The sequence below is a fragment of the Thiohalobacter thiocyanaticus genome, assembly GCF_002356355.1.
Classification (GTDB): domain Bacteria; phylum Pseudomonadota; class Gammaproteobacteria; order Thiohalobacterales; family Thiohalobacteraceae; genus Thiohalobacter; species Thiohalobacter thiocyanaticus_A.
In genome coordinates, this window is record NZ_AP018052.1 from 2,307,252 (window position 1) to 2,324,637 (window position 17,386).

At 66.2% G+C, this 17,386-nt stretch carries 17 protein-coding genes; 8 read left to right on the forward strand and 9 right to left on the reverse strand.

The annotated features are described in order from the left end of the window. Positions 1-118: 118 nt before the first annotated feature. From ubiG to CFK21_RS10745, 7 genes are all read left to right on the forward strand, one after another. Entirely contained in the window at positions 119-841 is a 723-nt protein-coding gene (ubiG, locus tag CFK21_RS10715) for a bifunctional 2-polyprenyl-6-hydroxyphenol methylase/3-demethylubiquinol 3-O-methyltransferase UbiG (protein WP_096366648.1), read from the forward strand. Between the two features lie 212 nt (positions 842-1,053). Beyond that, positions 1,054-1,734 carry an HAD family hydrolase gene (locus CFK21_RS10720; RefSeq protein WP_096366649.1) on the forward strand — a complete coding sequence of 227 codons (681 nt, stop codon included), beginning with the start codon at positions 1,054-1,056 and terminating at the stop codon, positions 1,732-1,734. A gap of 153 nt (positions 1,735-1,887) precedes the next feature. Beyond that, positions 1,888-3,186 carry a DNA recombination protein RmuC gene (locus tag CFK21_RS10725; protein WP_096366650.1) on the forward strand — a complete coding sequence of 433 codons (1,299 nt, stop codon included), beginning with the start codon at positions 1,888-1,890 and terminating at the stop codon, positions 3,184-3,186. After that, the gene (gene hpnC / locus CFK21_RS10730; protein ID WP_096367589.1) at positions 3,173-4,042 is read left to right on the forward strand and encodes a squalene synthase HpnC; all 870 of its coding nucleotides are present in this window, start codon (positions 3,173-3,175) and stop codon (positions 4,040-4,042) included. The genes CFK21_RS10725 and hpnC overlap by 14 nt, the downstream gene beginning before the upstream one ends. A 235-nt stretch (positions 4,043-4,277) precedes the next feature. After that, positions 4,278-5,147 (forward strand): presqualene diphosphate synthase HpnD, encoded by an 870-nt coding sequence (gene hpnD / locus CFK21_RS10735; protein ID WP_096366651.1) that lies wholly within the window; start codon positions 4,278-4,280, stop codon positions 5,145-5,147. Beyond that, positions 5,144-6,475, forward strand: coding sequence for a hydroxysqualene dehydroxylase HpnE (hpnE, locus tag CFK21_RS10740; RefSeq protein ID WP_096366652.1), 1,332 nt, complete (start codon positions 5,144-5,146; stop codon positions 6,473-6,475). The genes hpnD and hpnE overlap by 4 nt, the downstream gene beginning before the upstream one ends. After that, entirely contained in the window at positions 6,472-7,263 is a 792-nt protein-coding gene (locus CFK21_RS10745; protein ID WP_255405012.1) for a YciK family oxidoreductase, read from the forward strand. Before hpnE ends, CFK21_RS10745 begins: the two co-directional genes overlap by 4 nt. 254 nt (positions 7,264-7,517) lie before the next feature. Here CFK21_RS10745 and CFK21_RS10750 read toward each other — a convergent pair whose 3' ends face one another. Continuing rightward, complete coding sequence (locus CFK21_RS10750) at positions 7,518-8,552, reverse strand: thioredoxin family protein (protein WP_096366653.1); 1,035 nt, start codon at positions 8,550-8,552, stop codon at positions 7,518-7,520. A 498-nt stretch (positions 8,553-9,050) separates the two neighbouring features. Between CFK21_RS10750 and CFK21_RS10755 the strand changes: the two genes are divergently transcribed. Beyond that, on the forward strand, positions 9,051-9,947 hold the full coding sequence (locus CFK21_RS10755; protein WP_157745613.1) for a GGDEF domain-containing protein: 897 nt from the start codon (positions 9,051-9,053) through the stop codon (positions 9,945-9,947). A 30-nt stretch (positions 9,948-9,977) separates the two neighbouring features. Here the strand turns inward: CFK21_RS10755 and CFK21_RS10760 are convergent, their stop codons facing one another. The 8 genes from CFK21_RS10760 to CFK21_RS10795 all read right to left on the reverse strand — a co-directional run bounded on the left by CFK21_RS10760 (position 9,978) and on the right by CFK21_RS10795 (position 17,361). Continuing rightward, positions 9,978-10,691 (reverse strand): endonuclease III domain-containing protein, encoded by a 714-nt coding sequence (locus tag CFK21_RS10760; protein WP_096366655.1) that lies wholly within the window; start codon positions 10,689-10,691, stop codon positions 9,978-9,980. 4 nt (positions 10,692-10,695) lie between these two features. Then, entirely contained in the window at positions 10,696-11,532 is an 837-nt protein-coding gene (rluB, locus tag CFK21_RS10765) for a 23S rRNA pseudouridine(2605) synthase RluB (RefSeq protein WP_096366656.1), read from the reverse strand. A 128-nt stretch (positions 11,533-11,660) separates the two neighbouring features. Continuing rightward, positions 11,661-12,413: an SMC-Scp complex subunit ScpB gene (scpB, locus tag CFK21_RS10770; protein ID WP_096366657.1), complete on the reverse strand. Its 753-nt coding sequence runs from the start codon at positions 12,411-12,413 to the stop codon at positions 11,661-11,663. A 292-nt stretch (positions 12,414-12,705) separates the two neighbouring features. Continuing rightward, positions 12,706-13,578 carry a segregation and condensation protein A gene (locus tag CFK21_RS10775; RefSeq protein ID WP_096366658.1) on the reverse strand — a complete coding sequence of 291 codons (873 nt, stop codon included), beginning with the start codon at positions 13,576-13,578 and terminating at the stop codon, positions 12,706-12,708. A 227-nt stretch (positions 13,579-13,805) separates the two neighbouring features. After that, positions 13,806-14,981 carry a tryptophan--tRNA ligase gene (locus tag CFK21_RS10780; RefSeq protein ID WP_231971604.1) on the reverse strand — a complete coding sequence of 392 codons (1,176 nt, stop codon included), beginning with the start codon at positions 14,979-14,981 and terminating at the stop codon, positions 13,806-13,808. Between the two features lie 197 nt (positions 14,982-15,178). Further along, positions 15,179-15,880, reverse strand: coding sequence for a site-2 protease family protein (locus CFK21_RS10785; protein ID WP_197702947.1), 702 nt, complete (start codon positions 15,878-15,880; stop codon positions 15,179-15,181). Then, positions 15,877-16,497, reverse strand: a complete 621-nt coding sequence (locus tag CFK21_RS10790; RefSeq protein WP_096366659.1) for an L-threonylcarbamoyladenylate synthase — start codon at positions 16,495-16,497, stop codon at positions 15,877-15,879. The genes CFK21_RS10785 and CFK21_RS10790 overlap by 4 nt, the downstream gene beginning before the upstream one ends. A gap of 18 nt (positions 16,498-16,515) precedes the next feature. Continuing rightward, positions 16,516-17,361 (reverse strand): PHP domain-containing protein, encoded by an 846-nt coding sequence (locus CFK21_RS10795; RefSeq protein WP_096366660.1) that lies wholly within the window; start codon positions 17,359-17,361, stop codon positions 16,516-16,518. Between the last annotated feature and the right edge of the window lie 25 nt (positions 17,362-17,386).

A 17,386-nucleotide genomic window follows, 5' to 3' on the forward strand; every position in this document is an offset into this window, starting at 1 on the left:
GCGCAACCCATCGTTCACCGCACGTTCAACCGATGGGTTACGGCGCTGCGCGCCTCCACCCATCCTACCCTCGCCACCCGCCTTCGTTTATTACCTGCACAGCGTTATACTGCCCTCCATGACCTCCCACACCGACAACCTGGACCCGGCCGAGATCGCCAAGTTCGAGAGCCTGGCCGCACGCTGGTGGGACCCGCACAGCGAGTTCAAGCCGCTGCATGATATCAATCCGCTGCGGCTGGACTACATCCGCCAGCGGGCGCCGCTGGAGGGCCGGCACGTGATTGATGTCGGCTGCGGCGGCGGTCTGCTCAGCGAGGCCATGGCCCGGGCCGGCGCCACGGTCACCGGCATCGACATGGGCGAGGCACCGCTGTCGGTGGCCCGCCTGCACCTGCTGGAATCCGGCCTGGAGGTGGACTATCGCCAGACCACGGCCGAGGCCGTGGCGCACGAGCAGCCCGGACAGTTCGATGCGGTCACCTGCCTGGAGATGCTGGAGCACGTGCCCGATCCGGCCGCGGTGATCCGTGCCTGCGCCGAACTGGTCAAACCCGGCGGGCATGTGTTCTTCTCCACCATCAACCGCAACCCCAAGGCCTACGTCTTCGCCATCATCGGCGCCGAATACCTGCTGCGCATGCTGCCGAAGGGCACCCATGACTACCGCAAGTTCATCCGCCCCTCCGAGCTCGACGACTGGGCCCGCCGGGCCGGACTGGAGCTCGAGGATCTCACCGGCATGAGCTACAACCCGCTCACCCGTCACTACCGCCTGGGCCGGGATGTGGATGTGAACTACCTGGCCTGCTACCGGAAAGAAGACGGCACTCAGGACTGAGCCCGACTGCAGCGGCTTCAACGCAGACAACGCAAAGGATGAATACCGCCTGTTAAGCTGCCAGCTGCCGTCATCCCCGCGCAGGCGGGGACCCAGATACCACCGCTGTTGCTGGATCCCCGCATTCGCGGGGATGACGATGATGGGTATGACAACCTCAATTTATGCAATGATTGGGTCAATATCGCCCCCCCACTCCTGAACCCAGCCCCATGATCAAAACCGTTCTGTTCGACCTCGACGGCACCCTGGCCGACACGGCGCCGGACCTGGCCCACGCGCTCAACCGCACGCTCGAGGCCTTCGGCCGGCCGCCGCTGCCCTATGAACGCATCCGGCCCGTGGTTTCCCACGGCGGCGTGGCCCTGCTCCGGCTGGGGTTCGATCTCGGTCCCGGCGAGCCCGGCTACGACGAGCGCCGTGCGCACCTGCTCGAGGTCTACCGCGCCAACCTCACCCGGGAGACCCGACCCTTTCCGGGCATCCCGGAACTGCTCGACTGGCTGGAGGCCAGCGAGCGCAGCTGGGGCGTGGTCACCAACAAGCCGGCCTGGCTGACCGAACCCCTGCTGGAACAACTCGGACTGCTGGCGCGCGCCGCCGTGGTGGTCAGCGGCGACACGGTCGAACCGAACAAGCCGCATCCGGCCCCGCTGCTGCATGCCTGCCATCAGACCGGCAGCATGGCCGGGCAGTGTATATACGTAGGCGATGCCGAGCGCGACATCCAGGCAGGGCGGGCCGCGGGTATGCACACCCTGGTCGCGCTGTTCGGCTACCTCGCCGCCGCCGACGATCCGGCCGCCTGGCAGGCCGATGGCCTGATCAACGCGCCTGGAGACATCATGGAGTTCATTCTGAGCGCCGAAGCCAGCAAGCCGTCTGTTCGATAAACCGTTCGGTGGGCAGCATCCCGTTCGGCCAGTGAAGTGTTCCCGTCAGAAAAGCATCCGATGGGTTGCGCTGCGCTCCACCCATCCTACGCGTCTCCCCTCACTCCTCATCACCCCTTACCCCCCGCCCCCTGGCCCTGTACCATTGGCCGCATGAACGATCCTCTGCTGTTGAGCCTCACCGCCCTGGCCGGCCTGCTGCTGGGAACACTGATTACCTGGTGGCGCCTGCACCGTCGCGAGTCCGCCCTGCGTGAGGAAAAGGAGGAACTGGCCGCCGCGCTGGCCGCGGAACGCCGCGCCGCCGAGGAACGCGCCAGCGCCTATGCAACCACCCGCGAGCAACTCGGTCAGGCCTTCAGCGCCATGGCCAGCGAGGCGCTCAAGCACAACAGCAGCGAGTTCCTCAAGCTGGCGCAGGAAAACCTGCAACGCTACCAGTCCCAGGCCCAGCAGGATCTGGCCCAGCGCGAGAAGGCAGTGGAGAACCTGGTCAAGCCCATCCGCGAGGCCCTGACCAAGACCGAGGCCGAGGTCCGGCGCATGGAGAACGAACGCAAGGAGGCCTTCGGCGCGCTGAATCGCCACATCCAGACCATCGCCGAATCCCACCGCCTGCTGCAGACCGAGACCCGAAACCTGGTGCAGGCGCTGCGCCGCCCCGAGGTGCGCGGCCAGTGGGGCGAACTGACGCTCAAGCGCCTGGCCGAACTGGCCGGCATGGTCGAGCACTGCGACTTCGTTGAGCAGGTGCACAGCGAAGGCGAATCCGGCCGGCTGCGGCCCGACATGGTGGTGCGCATGCCCGACAGCCGCGAGATCATCGTCGATGCCAAGACCCCGCTGGATGCCTACCTCAGCGCGGTCGAGGCCACCGACGACGCGGTGCGCGAGCGCCATCTCGACAGCCATGCCCGCAACGTGCGTCAGCGGGTGCGCGAGCTTTCCGCCAAGGCCTACTGGCAGCAGTTCAGCAAATCGCCGGACTTCGTGGTGCTGTTCATCCCCGGCGATCAGTTCCTCAGTGCCGCGCTCGACCGCGACCACGCGCTGCTGGAGGACGCCCTGGCCAACAAGGTGGTACTGGCCACCCCCACCAGCCTGGTGGCCCTGCTGCGTGCCGTCGGCTACGGCTGGCGGCAGGCGGTGCTGGCCGAGAACGCCGAGCATATCCGCCAGGTCGGCGAGGAGGTCTACAGCCGCCTGGGCACCTTCGCCGAACACCTGGGGCGGCTGGGCAAGAGTCTGGACAGCAGCGTGAATGCCTATAACAAGGCAGTGGGCTCCTTCGACAGCCGGGTGCTGCCGGGCCTGCGCAAGTTCACCGAGATGGGCATCAGCGCGAAGAAGGAAGCCGGCCCGCTGGACCAGATCGAACGCGCCCCGCGCCAGGTGGAGGGCCGCGACGAGGCCGCCGATACGCCGCCCGATGTCCCGCATGAGCCATCCTGAACTCGCCCGCGCCTATCGCCACTGCCGCGCCCTGGCCCGCAGCCACTACGAGAACTTTCCCGTCGCCTCCCTGCTGCTGCCACGGCGACTGCGCGATCCGGTCGCGGCCATCTACGCCTTCGCCCGCCACGCCGACGACCTGGCCGATGAGGGCGACGCCCCGCCCGAGGCCCGCCTGGCGGCACTGGCGGACTGGGAGACCGGCCTGCTGGAGACGCTCGCCGGACAGCCCGCGCCGGAGCCGATCCTGCTGGCCTGCAGCAACAGCATCCTGCGCTTCGGTCTGCCGGTCGAACTGTTCCAGGATCTGCTCTCGGCCTTCCGCCAGGATGTCACTCAGACACGTTATGACGATTTCGGCGAACTGATGCAGTACTGCCGGCGCTCGGCCAACCCGGTCGGGCGGCTGCTGCTGCGCCTGCACGGGGTTGTCGATCCGCGCCGCGAGGCCGAGTCTGACGCCATCTGCAGCGCCCTGCAGCTGATCAACTTCTACCAGGACCTGCGCCAGGACATCCTGGAGAACGACCGCATCTATCTGCCCCTGGATGAGCTGGAACGGTTCGAGGTAAGCGAGGACGATCTGCGCGCCGGCCGCGACAGCACCGCGTTGCGCCGGCTGCTGCAGTTCCAGTACAACCGCGCCCGCAGGCTGCTGCGCAGCGGCGCACCGCTGGGCCGGGCCCTGCGCGGACGCTTCGGCCTGGAGATCCGCGCCATCGTGCTCGGCGGCAGCCGCGTACTGGACCGGCTGCAGAACAGCGCCCCCTTCGCCCGGCCGCGGCTGACGACCGGAGACCGGCTGTGGCTGTTGTGGCATGCGTTGAGAAAAACAGGCCCCGTTCCGCAGAAGTAGGATGGGTGGAGGCGCCTGCGCCGCAACCCATCATCCAGCCGCCCCGCGATGGGTTGCGCTGCGCTCCACCCATCCTACCAGCCGATTGCCACTGGGTAGGCTGGGTGAAGGCGCAGGCGCCGCAACCCATCTCTGGTCTCCCATCCCACAGGCGTTTTTTTTGGCCGCCGCAGGCCCTGTAGTATACTTGGGCTCCTTTCACACAGCCGCACGCAGCGGCCACAACCATACATTCATGGACCCAGCAGATTATTGCCAACGCAAGGCGGCAGGCAGCGGCTCCAGCTTCTATTACAGCTTCCGCTTCCTGCCGCCGGACCGCCGCGCCGCCATCATCGCCCTCTATGCCTTCTGTCGCGAAGTCGATGACGTTGTCGACGAATGCTCGGATCCGGGTGTGGCGCGCACCAAGCTGCAGTGGTGGCGCGAGGAGATCGACCGCGCCTTCAACGGCACACCCCAGCATCCCGTCACCCGCGCCCTGCAGGCGCAGTTCGAGCAGTACAACCTGCCGCGCGAATACTTTCTCGAAATCATCGACGGCATGGAAATGGATCTGGACCACCATCGCTACGCCGATTTCAGCGAACTGGCCCTGTACTGCTACCGCGTGGCCGGGGTAGTCGGGCTGCTGTCGGTGGAGATCTTCGGCTACCGCGACCGCGCCACACTGAACTACGCCACCGAACTGGGCACGGCCTTCCAGCTGACCAACATCATCCGCGACGTGCGCGAGGACGCCGCCCGCGGACGCATCTACCTGCCCATGGACGAACTGGAGCGCTTCGGGGTTTCGCCGCAGGACATCCTCGGCTTTCATGCCACCGGCGCCTTTCGCGATCTCATGGCCTTCCAGACCGGGCGTGCCCGCGAATACTACGCTCGCGCCTATGCCCGGCTGCCGGACGAGGATCGTTACGCCCAGCGCAGCGGCCTGGCCATGGCGGCCATATACGAAGCCACACTGGACGAGATCGAACGCGACGGCTTCAACGTGCTCACGGCACGCACCAGCCTCACCCCGCTGCGCAAGCTGTGGATCGCCTGGACCCGGGTACGGCGCGAACGCCGCCGGGCCCGGCGCCAGGGCCTGGCGCTGACATGAACGGCGTCGCGGGCAAGCGCTGCAGCGTCAGCGTGATCGGCGGCGGCTGGGCCGGACTCAGCGCCGCCGTCTACCTGGCCCGGTCCGGGGTTCCGGTCACCCTGATCGAGGCCGCCCGTCAACTCGGCGGCCGTGCCCGCTGCGTGCCCTTCGGCGACCAGCGGGTCGACAACGGCCAGCACCTGATGATCGGGGCCTACCACAACCTGCTGGACCTGCTGCAGGTACTCGGGCTGCGCGAGGAGGCGCTGTTCCAGCGTCACCCGCTCGGTCTGCGCTTCCGCTCTCCGGAGGGTCCCGGCTTCCGCCTGGAGGCCCGCGACCTGCCCGCCCCGCTGCACCTGCTCGCGGCCCTGTTCGGTGCCCGCGGCCTGAGCTGGCTGGAACGGTTCCGCCTCAGCCGCTTTCTGTACCGGGTCCAGCGCGGGCATATCGAACTCGACCGGGACATCAGCGCCCAGGCCTTTCTCATCAGTGAAAGACAGAGTCCGCGCCTGATTCGGCTGCTGTGGGATCCGCTGTGCCTGGCCAGTCTGAACACCCGGGTCAAGGAGGCCTCGGCGCGGCTGTTTCATACCGTATTGGATCACGCCTTCACCGACCGGGCCGAGGACAGTGAACTGCTGTTTCCGCGCACCGATCTGGGCACCGCCATTCCGGCGCCGGCCTTTCAGTACATCGAGGCCAACCAGGGCAAGGTGATCCTGAGCAAACGGGTGCACCACATCGACATCGAGGCCAACCGCTTTGTGGTCGAATGGCGCGAGGGTAAACTGGCCAGCGACCAGGTCGTCCTGGCCACCAGTCCGGTCATGACCCGACGGCTGCTCGCCCCGCATCCGGTCTTCGCGCCGACCACGCAGCGGCTGGCCCGGCTGCGCCAGTCGCCCATCTGCACGGTCTATCTGCAGTATCCCCCCGAGGTCGGCCTGGAGACGCCCATGCTGGGGCTGATGGACGGCACCGGTCAGTGGGTATTCGATCGCGCGCTGTGCGGACAGCCCGGTCTCATGGCCGTGGTCATCAGCGGTCCGGGCGAGCACCTGCAACTGGACAATGTCGCGCTCAGCGAGCGTATCGCCGGGGAACTGGCCGCCCTGTATCCAAACTGGCCGGCGCCGCGGGCGACACGGGTGATCCGGGAAAAACGCGCCACCTTCCATGCCGGGGTGGAGGTGGATCAGCTGCGCCCGGACCAGCGCAGCGCCGTGCCCGGACTGTGGCTGGCCGGGGACTACACCGCCACCGGCCTGCCCGCCACCCTGGAGGGGGCCGTGCTGAGCGGACGCCGGTGCGCCGAACAGATACTCGAGGAGTTTGAACAGTGACAGTCGAATCCGAATTCAACCTGGCATTGCATGACTGGCAGCCCGCGCCCGATCTGTTCGCCGATCGCGTGATGCTGATCACCGGCGCGGGCGACGGCATCGGCCGGGAACTGGCGCGGCAGTGCGCCGGCCATGGCGCGACCGTCATCCTGCTGGGCCGCACGGTGCGCAAGCTGGAATCCGTCTATGACGAGATCGTCGCTGCCGGTGCGCCCGAGCCGGTCATCCATCCCATGGACCTGGCCGGCGCTCAGCCCGAGGACTACATCACCCTGGCCGATGCCCTGGCCGAGCAGTTCGGCCGCCTGGACGCACTGGTGCACAACGCCGCCATGCTGGGGTCCCTGACGCCGATCACCCATTACCCCGGGGAACGCTGGTACCAGGTGATGCAGACCAACCTGCATGCGCCCTTCCTGCTCAGCCAGGCCTGCCTGGGTCTGCTCAATGCCGCCGGCGAGGCCCGCATGCTGTTCGTCGCCGATGAGGTGGGACGGCGTGCGCGCGCCTACTGGGGCGCCTATGCCGCTTCCAAGGCCGGCCTGGAGGCGCTGATGCAGACCCTGGCCGCGGAACTGGAGACCAATACCGGCATCCGCGTCAACAGCCTGGATCCGGGCGCCGTGCGCACCCGGCTGCGCACCCAGGCCTATCCCGGCGAGGACCCCAACCCGCTGCCGCTGCCGGCGGACGTGATCGATGGCTTCCTCTACCTGCTGGGACCCGACGGCCAGGCCCATACCGGACGGCAGTTCACCCGCACCCCGGAGGGTCGGTTGATCGGCTGAAGATCAGGAGCACGTTCAAGAGCGCCACGGAATACACGGAAAGCACGGACAATGTAATGTCTGGCGATGTTTCGTTTTCTGCCGTCATTCCGGCGTATGCCGGAATCCACAATCCACAGCGGTAGCTGGATCCCGGCATACGCCGGGATGACGATAAAGAGTAAGGCTTTCCTGTCATGCCGGGCCGCAAGGCGGCACGGCAAAGGTAATCAATATGTCCGTGTTTTCCGTGTATTCCGTGGCGCTCTTGATCTCTAATCCATCAGATCCACATGCACGCCCTGCGCCTCCAGCCGGTCGGCGCGGCTCTGGATGAAACGCTGCAGGTTGGGCTGATCCTGGTAGGCGCGGCTGGCGACATAGTCCATCACGGACTGGATATGAAAGGCGCGCAGATAGGCCTCGGCCCGGAACACCTCTTCGCCGCCGTCGAAGAACACCAGGCTGGGGGCGTACTTGACGCCGAGTTCGCGCGACCACTTGCGGGCAGTGGTCTGCCTGCCGGCAGGCGTGATCACCGGTGTGTCGGCCTGCATGTCCAGCAGCACCACGTCGAACCGGTCGATCAGTTCCCGGCTGGTCTCGCGCTCCAGGATGTCGGTGTGCAGTTCGTCGCAGGCCGGGCACTCCTTCTGCTCGAACAGCACCAGCAGCGGCTTGTCCAGGCCATGGCCGGACAGGTCATAGGGCGGCTGCAGATAATCCGGACTCGTGTGCAGCCTGCCGCTGGCCGCCGCCGGGGCCTGGCGCGCGGCAAATTCCTGGATGCTCATCTCCCGCTCGTGTCCGCCGGCCACATAGTCGAGCGCGACCTGGAACTGGTGCGGCGGATAATAGCCGTTCAGCCGCAGCACCCGGTTGCCCTGTTCGTCGAGAAAGATCAGGGTCGGGGTGTACATCACCTCCAGTTTCTCCGCCAGCCGCTTCTCGGTCGTCGCCTCGCCCTCGAGCGAGGTCACCTCGCGATCGCCCCACATGTTCAGCGCCAGCACATCGAAGTTCTCGCGGGTCTTGTCGACGATGTCCTTGAGCGAGAAATTGGTCTCGAGCAGTTTCTTGCAGTAGGGACAGCCGTCCTGATAGAAGTACAGGAGCAGGCGCTTGTCCGCCGCGGCCGCCTCCTGGACGTCCTCCGGGAGATCGAGGAAGGACTGCTTGAACCAGGCCGGGTGCTCATGGTATCCCGGGTTGACCATTCCCTCCTCCAGCCGTCCTTCTCCGGCGGCCAGCAGCATGGCCGGCCAGCCCAGCAGCAGTGCGGCCAGAGTACGAAGTGGTTGCAGTGACATCGTCTTCCTCCCTTCCGGAAACCGGGTTGATTCATGAATAGGACACCGGACGGGGGATACAAATTCCCTGCCGGTGCCGGCGTCAAGATGCCGACCTGCGGCAATCCGATGCCGCGGCCGCCACGCACGCCGGCCGCACGCCCCTGTCGTGGCCGCCCATATCCCATATTATGCTCATGGATATATCGGGTGTTTGAAAAACAACACAACAATTCATCAAGTTATCATCATTATTGGCAGTATCGTCAACTTTTCGACGCTTTACTGGCAAACCGCTCCAGGGAACTCGCTCCGGGATTGAAAAAGTAGCGTCAAGATATCGCCACGCTATTGACCTCTCCGGCAACTCCGTTTTCATGTTATTGTTATCAGTAGGTTTTGCCCGTATGTGCCGGAGTGGCACAGGATTCGCATAGTATTTTCCTGCCTCAGGGACATGGCAGTTGAAATCAAATGATTACGCTCAAGTCCGAAAGCAACAGCAAAGGAATCATCCCCATGGCCGCAGCACCCGTGCATGCGTTCGACCGTACCGAACTGGACAGTATCTCGGATGACCACGCCCGGCTGACCCGGGTATTGCAGACCACCCTGAGTCTGCCGCTGCTGCTCGAGTTGTTCTATACCGAACTGGCCGAGCGCCTGCCCCTGGACGGCCTGAGCTACGTCAACCCGGAGCCGCCCTGCGACTGCCGGCACGGGCGCCGCGCACGGCACAGCTGCAGCTATAACCTGGCATTGAGCGGCGCCGGCCTGGGCGAACTGGTGGTCTATCGCCGGCACGCCTTCACCGGCGAAGAGATCGCCCGGCTGGAAAACTATCTCTGCTGCCTGCTCTACCCGCTGCGCAATGCCCTGCTCTATCACGCCGCCCTGGCCCAGGCGCACAAGGATCCGCTGACCGGCATCCGCAACCGCGCCGCGCTGGAGGAGAATCTGGCCAGCGAAATCGCCCTGTCCCGGCGCCATGGTTCGGAACTGGCCCTGATCGTCTTCGATCTGGACAACTTCAAGCGCATCAACGATACCCACGGGCACCAGCGCGGCGACTGCGCCATCAAGGCCGCGGTGCAGGCCGCACTCGACTGCGCCCGCGACAGCGACAACCTGTACCGTTACGGCGGCGAGGAATTCGTCATGCTGCTGCGCAACACCGAGGCCAGGGGCGCCTGCATGCTGGCCGAGCGCATCCGCTCCAGCATCGAGAACCTGAGCATCGAATGCGACAAGGCCCGGATCCGCTTCACCGTCAGCGCCGGTGTGGCCTCTCTGCTGGCCGAGGATTCCGCCGACAGCCTGTTCGACCGCGCCGACCGCGCCCTGCTTCAGGCCAAGGAAAAGGGCCGCAACCGGGTGGTCTGCGCCAACCGCAGCTCCCCTGATTCCATCGCGTAGGATGGGTGGAGGCGCTTGCGCCGCAACCCATCATTTACCGCGCCGTGATGGGTTGCGCTGCGCTCCACCCATCCTACGCGATACCTCTGGCACGCCCCCACATCCCCGCCGCAGCCGGCAGGCCTCACACCGCGGCTTCGGCCGGCAGTAGTCCTTGGCATGGTTGACGATCAGGGCGTGATATTCGTTGAACAGCCGCACATCCCCGGGCAGCGCCGCCTCCACCGCCAGGCGCAGGCTGTCGTAGGGTTCGTCGCCTGCAATCAGTCCCAGACGCGTTAACAACCGCCGGGTGTAGGCGTCGATCACGAACACCGGCCGGTTGAAGGCATACAGCAGGATATCGTCGGCCGTCTCCGGACCGATGCCGCGCACCCCCAGCAGGGCCGTGCGCAGGGTGTGGGTACGACGCCGGCGCAGGCGCGCATAACCGCCCTGGTCCAGGTACCAGACACAGAACTCGCGCAGCCGCCGGGTCTTGATGTTGAAATAGCCGGAGGGACGCAGCCAGTCGGCGACCTGGTCGAAGTCTGTTGCGAGGAGACACTCCGGTGTCAGGCAGTCCGCCTGCCGGAGATTGGCGATGGCGCGCTCGACATTGGTCCAGGCGGTGTTCTGGGTGAGGATGGCGCCGACCATGACTTCGAACGGCGTCTCGCCCGGCCACCAGTGCTGGGGACCGTGCTGGGCATAGAGGTGATCGAAGGTCCGCAGCAGGACGCGTTTCGACAGCCGCAGCGACATGGATTCAGCGGCGGCGCGGTCCGGAACGGCGCGGCGGACCGCTGCGGGCCGCGGGCTTGCGTTTGGGTGCCGCCGGGGCCGTACGGACGCGCGGGGCATAGTCCTGCTTGTGCAGCCCGACCAGGTTCAGCAGCTGATTGACCGCGGCGGCGGGCAGGTTCTCCCAGCGGCCCTCCCTGAGACCGGGCGGCATCGCGACCGGCCCATAACGCACCCGGATCAGGCGGCTGACCTGCAGTCCCTGCGACTCCCACAGCCGCCGCACCTCGCGGTTGCGCCCCTCCTTCAGTACCACGTGATACCACTGGTTGGCGCCGCGGCCGCCGGCCTCGGTGATGGCTTCGAACCGCGCCATGCCCTCTTCCAGCTGCACGCCGCCGAGCAGGTTGTCGATCACCAGGCCATCGACCTGGCCGAACACCCGCACGGCATACTCCCGCTCGATCTGGCGCGAGGGATGCATCAACCGGTTGGCGAGTTCGCCGTCGTCGGTCAGCAGCAGCAGCCCGGAGGTATTGATATCCAGCCGGCCGACGGCGACCCAGCGGCCCTGCGTCAGCGGCGGCAGCCGGTCGAATACGCTCGGCCGGCCTTCGGGATCCCTGCGGCTGGTGATCTCGCCCTCGGGCTTGTGATAGGCGATCACGCGCGGAAAGGGGCGCTGTTCGGACACCATGACGGGCCTGCCATCGAGCAGCACCTGGTCGGCTTCGGAGACGGTCACGCCCAGGGTGGCAATCCGGCCGTTCACGCTCAGACGCCCGGCGCGGATCCACTCCTCAATCTGGCGGCGCGAGCCGAGGCCCTGGCGGGCGAGGACTTTCTGCAGGCGTTCGGGCATGGAATCAGGGGTCAGGTTTATGAGTTTCCCCTCCCTTGATGGAAGGGGCCAGGCGAGGGTGAAGTCTGGCGGCCCCGCCGTGCTCACCCCCGCCTCAATCCTCCCCCATCACGGGGGAGGCAGTCGGCTTAATGCAGCATCTCGGACGGTGGTTCGGCCGATGCCTGCTCGGCCGGGTCGCGCGGGGCCGTATCATCGGCAGCGGCCTGCGCTTCATCCTCCTCCCACGCCACCGCGGCGCTGGCCTGAATGTCGGTATCGTCAGGCGTGGCCGTGACATCGATGGCGGATGGATCCCCCAGCTCGTCCGGCACCGTCCCGGCATCGCTGAAATTCAGTTCGGCATTGATGCTGTCGATGTCGCGCAACTCGGCCAGGGTGGGCAGTTCGTCCAGCGACTTGAGATTGAAATAGTCCAGGAATTCCCGGGTGGTGCCGTACATGGCCGGCCGGCCCGGCACGTCGCGATGCCCCACCACCCGCACCCATTCGCGCTCCTGCAGGGTCTTCATGATGGTGGTGCTCACGCTGACACCGCGCACGTCCTCGATCTCGCCGCGGGTGATGGGCTGGCGATAGGCCACCAGGGCCAGGGTCTCCAGCAGGGCGCGCGAATACTTGGGCGCGCGCTCCTCCCACAGCCGCGAGATCCAGGGCTCGAGCTGCTGGCGCACCTGGATGCGGAAGCCGCTGGCGACCTCCCTCAGTTCCAGCCCGCGGCCGCTGTAATCCGCGTCCAGTTCCTTGAGGGCATCGCGCAGTTCGGTCTTGTCCGGGCGCTCGACCTCGCTGAACAGATTCTGCATCTGCTCCAGCGTCAGCGGCCGGCCCGCGGCCAGCAGGGCCGCTTCGAGAATGTGCTTCAGTGACAGATCGCTCATGTTGAATGCTTCGTCATCGATGTGTGTTAGTGCTTCCTGACCCGTTGCGGCAACAACACGGAGTGCGCAGAGGCGCGAAGGCGCAGTGATTGATATTTTCAAACCCCTCTGCGTTGACGTCACCACAGTTCAGCCAGCTGTAGGTCGGGTTAGCGCAGCGTAACCCGACAGCCCGCGACATGTCGGGTCACGGTGCTGCGCACCTAACCCAACCTACCTGGGCTGATTATCTCCTTCTCGTCATCCCCGCCTTCGCGGGGATGACGAGAAGAGAAGCTCCCAGAGTCACGGTTCAGGCACCCGCATCCGCGGTGGGTTCGGGGACCTCGGCCGGGGCCTCGCCGCCGGCGGCCTTGACGTAGATCGGGGCGTAGGGCTCGGCCTGGATCATCTCGATCAGGGACTCCTTGAGCAGTTCCAGGATGGCGAGGAAGGTCACCACCACGCCCATCCGCCCCTCCTCCACCTTGAACAGGTGGGTGAACTCCGAGAACTTGTCCCCGCTCACGCTGCTCAGTACCGCCGACATGCGCTCGCGCACCGACAGCGCCTCCATCTGCACATGATGGTGCGAGAACATGTCCGCACGCGACATCACGTCCTTGAACGCCAGCAGCAGTTCGCGCAGGTCGAGATCGGGCTGCTGCTTGACCTGCTGGCGCTCGGGGGCGGCCGCCTCGGCGGGGAAGACGTCGCGCTGCAGCCGCGGCAGTTCGTCGATATCCTCGGCGGCCTTCTTGTAGCGCTCGTATTCCTGCAGCCGGCGCACCAGTTCGGCCCGCGGGTCCTCCTCGTCGGAGTCCGCCTCCACCGGCCGCGGCAGCAGCATGCGCGACTTGATCTCGGCCAGCATGGCGGCCATGACCAGGTACTCGGCCGCCACCTCCAGCCGCAGTTCCTGCATCAGCCCGATGTAGTCCATGTACTGGCGGGTGATCTCGGCCACCGGGATGTCCAGCACATCCAGGTTCTGGCGTTTGATCAGATACAGCAGCAGATCGAGCGGGCCCTCGAAGGCCTCCAGGATCACCTCCAGGGCATCGGGCGGGATATACAGATCCTGCGGCAGCTCCAGCACCGCCTCGCCATGGACGATGGCGAAGGGCATTTCCACCTGGCGGGGCGGCTCGGGCGCGGTCTCGGGCGGGATATCAGTGTCGGTCATGCGCGGCGGCTCGGCGGGTGGTTGCAATGGTTCGGGATTCTACCGTAATTCCGGCCCGGGATGTGACGGGCGGCCGTGCCGCCCGTCATTGCGATGCCCCGACCCGAAGGGTGGGGTACCCATAATGAAGCCCGGAGGGTTTCAATGGGGCAGCGCCGTGGCAATCTCCCAACGTTACCTGCAACTTCATGAGATTGAAGTGCTTCGCTCGCAATGACAGAGGCTTTTTATTTATAATTCAAGCCAATTACGGAGCGAACTTCCTGTAGAGTCTCACGTGCCACGGCACGCGCCTCGTCGCAGCCCTCCTCGATGATGTTGCGCACCAGGTTGGGGTTGGCGGCGTACTCCTCGGCCCGCTCGCGCACCGGCTCCAATTCCTCCAGCACCTTGTCGATCACCGGCTGTTTGCACTCCAGGCAGCCGATGCCGGCGCTGCGGCAACCCTGATTCACCCAGTCGCGGGTAGTCTCGTCCGAGTACACCTGGTGCAGCTGCCAGACCGGACACTTCTCCGGATCGCCCGGATCGGTGCGCCGCACCCGGGCCGGGTCGGTGGGCATGGTGCGCAGCTTGCGGGTGATCGACTCCGGGTCCTCGCGTAGGCCGATGGTGTTGTTGTAGGACTTGGACATCTTCTGGCCGTCCAGGCCGGGCATCTTCGCGGCCGGGGTGAGCAGGGCCTGCGGCTCGGGCAGGATGATGCGCCCGCCGCCCTCCAGGTAGCCGAACAGGCGCTCGCGGTCGCCCAGCGACAGGTTCTGCTGCTCCTCCAGCAGGGCGCGCGCCACGGCCAGGGCCTCGGCATCGCCCTGCTCCTGATAGCGCCGGCGATGCTCGTTGTAGAGTTTGGCGTTCTTCTTCCCCATCTTCTTGACGGCGGCCTCGGCCTTGTCCTCGAACCCCGGCTCGCGGCCGTAGAGATGGTTGAAGCGGCGCGCCACCTCGCGGGTGAGTTCGACGTGCGCGACCTGGTCCTCGCCCACCGGCACGCCGGTGGCCTTGTAGACCAGGATGTCGGCGCTCTGCAGCAGCGGGTAGCCGAGGAAACCGTAGGTGGACAGATCCTTCTCCTGCAGCTTTTCCTGCTGGTCCTTGTAGGTCGGCACCCGTTCCAGCCAACCCAGCGGCGTGATCATGGACAACAGCAGGTGCAGTTCGGCGTGTTCGGGAATACGCGACTGGATGAACAGCTTGGCCGCCCCCGGGTTGACGCCGGCGGCCAGCCAGTCGATGACCATGTCCCAGACGCTGGCCGAGATGGTCTGCGGCTCGTCGTAGTGGGTGGTCAGGGCGTGCCAGTCGGCGACGAAGAAGAAGCAGTCGTACTCGTGCTGCAGCTTGATCCAGTTCTTCAGCACCCCGTGATAGTGCCCCAGATGCAGCTGGCCGGTCGGCCGCATGCCGGAGAGCACGCGGCCGTTTTGCACGACGGGTGTATTCAAGACGTCCTCCTACTGAATGAATGGCACTCGCATGAGCCGGATTTCAGCCTGTACGTCATTCCCGCGAAGGCGGGAATCCAGAGCCAGGCAGGGCGGACAATCCCTGAATCCCCGCCTTCGCGGGGATGACGAGGTAGCAGCAAGTGCCATTCCTCCTACTGAATGAGTATTTGTATTATCTGCCAGAAGCCCTGCGGAGCGAAACCCGACACCGGCAGCACCACGAACAGCACCAGGCTGATCAGCGGAAACAGGATCCAGCCCAGCAGCCCGGTCACCAGCAGCGCGATCAGGATCATGAAGCCGTAGGGCTCGATGCGGCTGAACTTCATGGCCATCCGGCCGGGCAGCAGCCCCGCCAGCACCCGGCCGCCGTCCAGGGGCGGCAGCGGCAGCAGGTTGAGCACCATCAGGATGATGTTGATGTAGATGCCGGCAATGGCCATCAGCAGCAGCGGTTCGAAGAACAGGTGGCCCTGCTTGAGCAGTCCCATGCTGAGCCGCGCCAGCAGCGCCCAGAGAAAGGCCATGGTCAGGTTCGACAGCGGCCCGGCGGCGGCCACCACGGCCATGTCGCGCATGGGATTACGCAGGTTGTTGAAGCTGACCGGCACCGGCTTGGCCCAGCCGAAGACGAAGCTGCCGGGCAGCAGCAGCATGATCGCCGGCACCAGCACGGTGCCGATGGGATCGATGTGCTTGACCGGGTTCAGGGTCAGCCGCCCCAGCATGTAGGCGGTGGTGTCGCCGTAGGCGCGGGCCACATAGCCGTGCGAGACCTCATGCACCGTGATGGCGAGCAGCACCGGCACCACCCACACCGCCAGCTGCTGGATCAGACTCAACTGCGAGATCATGCCAGCGCCTCGATCTCGCCCTGGCCCTGACGCAGCACCTCGGGCACCTCAGCGGTCATGTCCACCACCGTGGTCGGTTCCGGGCTGCAGGCCCCGGCGGCGATCACCGCACCCAGTTCGTGCTCCAGCCGCTCGCGGATCTCCTCGGGATCGTTCAGCGGCAGGCTTTCGCCCGGCAGGATGAGGGTGGAGCTCATCAGGGGTTCTCCCAGTTCATCGAGCAGCGCCTGGGTGACCCGATGGTCGGGCACGCGGATGCCGATGGTCTTGCGCTTGGGGTGCTGCAGCCGCCGCGGCACCTCGTGGGTGGCCTTGAAGATGAAGGTGTAGGGTCCGGGCGTATAGGTCTTGAGCAGCCGGAAGGCGGTGTTGTCCACCTTGGCATAGGCGGCGATCTCGGACAGGTCGCGGCAGACCAGGGTGAAATTATGCTTGTCTTCCAGACGGCGGATGCGGCGGATGCGTTCCATTGCCGCCTTGTCACCCACCAGGCAGCCCAGGGCATAGCTCGAATCGGTGGGATAGGCAATCACCTCGCCGGCGCGCAGCAGTTCCACCGCGCGGCGCACCAGGCGCGGCTGGGGATTGTCGGGATGGATGTCGAAGAACTGGCTCATGGGATCGGCTGCCGGGGATCAGGCGGCGTGCTGGGGCCAGGCCTGCCAGACCGGGGTCAGGTCCGCCGGCAACGCCGGCAGCCGGCCCAGTTCTATCCAGGCGTTTTCGGGACCGTGATAGTCGGAACCGCGTGAGGCCAGCAGTCCGCACTGGCGGGCCAGACTGGCCATATTGTGCATATCCTGCTGCGAATGGCTGCCCGAGACGACTTCCAGGCCCTCACCGCCGCAGTCGCGGAACTCAGCGATCAGACGCCGCAGCTTGCTGCCGGTGAGGCGGTAGCGCGCCGGATGGGCGATCACGGCCTGGCCGCCGGCCGCACGAATCCAGCCCACGGCCTCCTCCAGTCCGGCCCACTGGCCGGAGACATGCCCCGGCTTGTTCCTGATCAGAAACTTTTTGAATACGGCACGCAGGTCCTTCGCCCGGCCGATCTCGACCAGATAGCGGGCGAAGTGGGTGCGGCTGATCAGCACCCCCTGCGCATGCCGGCGGGCGCCCTCAGTGGCGCCCTCGATGCCGGCCTTCGCCAACTGGCGGCCGATCTCCTCGGCCCGCCAGACGCGGAATTCCTGCAGCCGTTCCAGTCCCGCGCGCAACTCCGGCGCCGCGGGATCGACGTTCAGCGCCACCACATGGATGGTCTGGCGGTTCCAGGTCACCGAGATCTCCACGCCCGGGATCAGCCGGATACCGGCCGCCCGGGCCGCCGACCGCGCCTCGTCGATGCCGCTCAGGGTGTCGTGGTCGGTCAGGGCCAGTACCTCGACCCCGGCGGCGGCGGCGCGCTCGACCAGCGCGGTCGGTGTGAGCGTGCCGTCGGACTGGCGCGAGTGGGTGTGCAGGTCGTAGTGCGTGAACATCCGGGCATTTTACCTGAATCCTCCG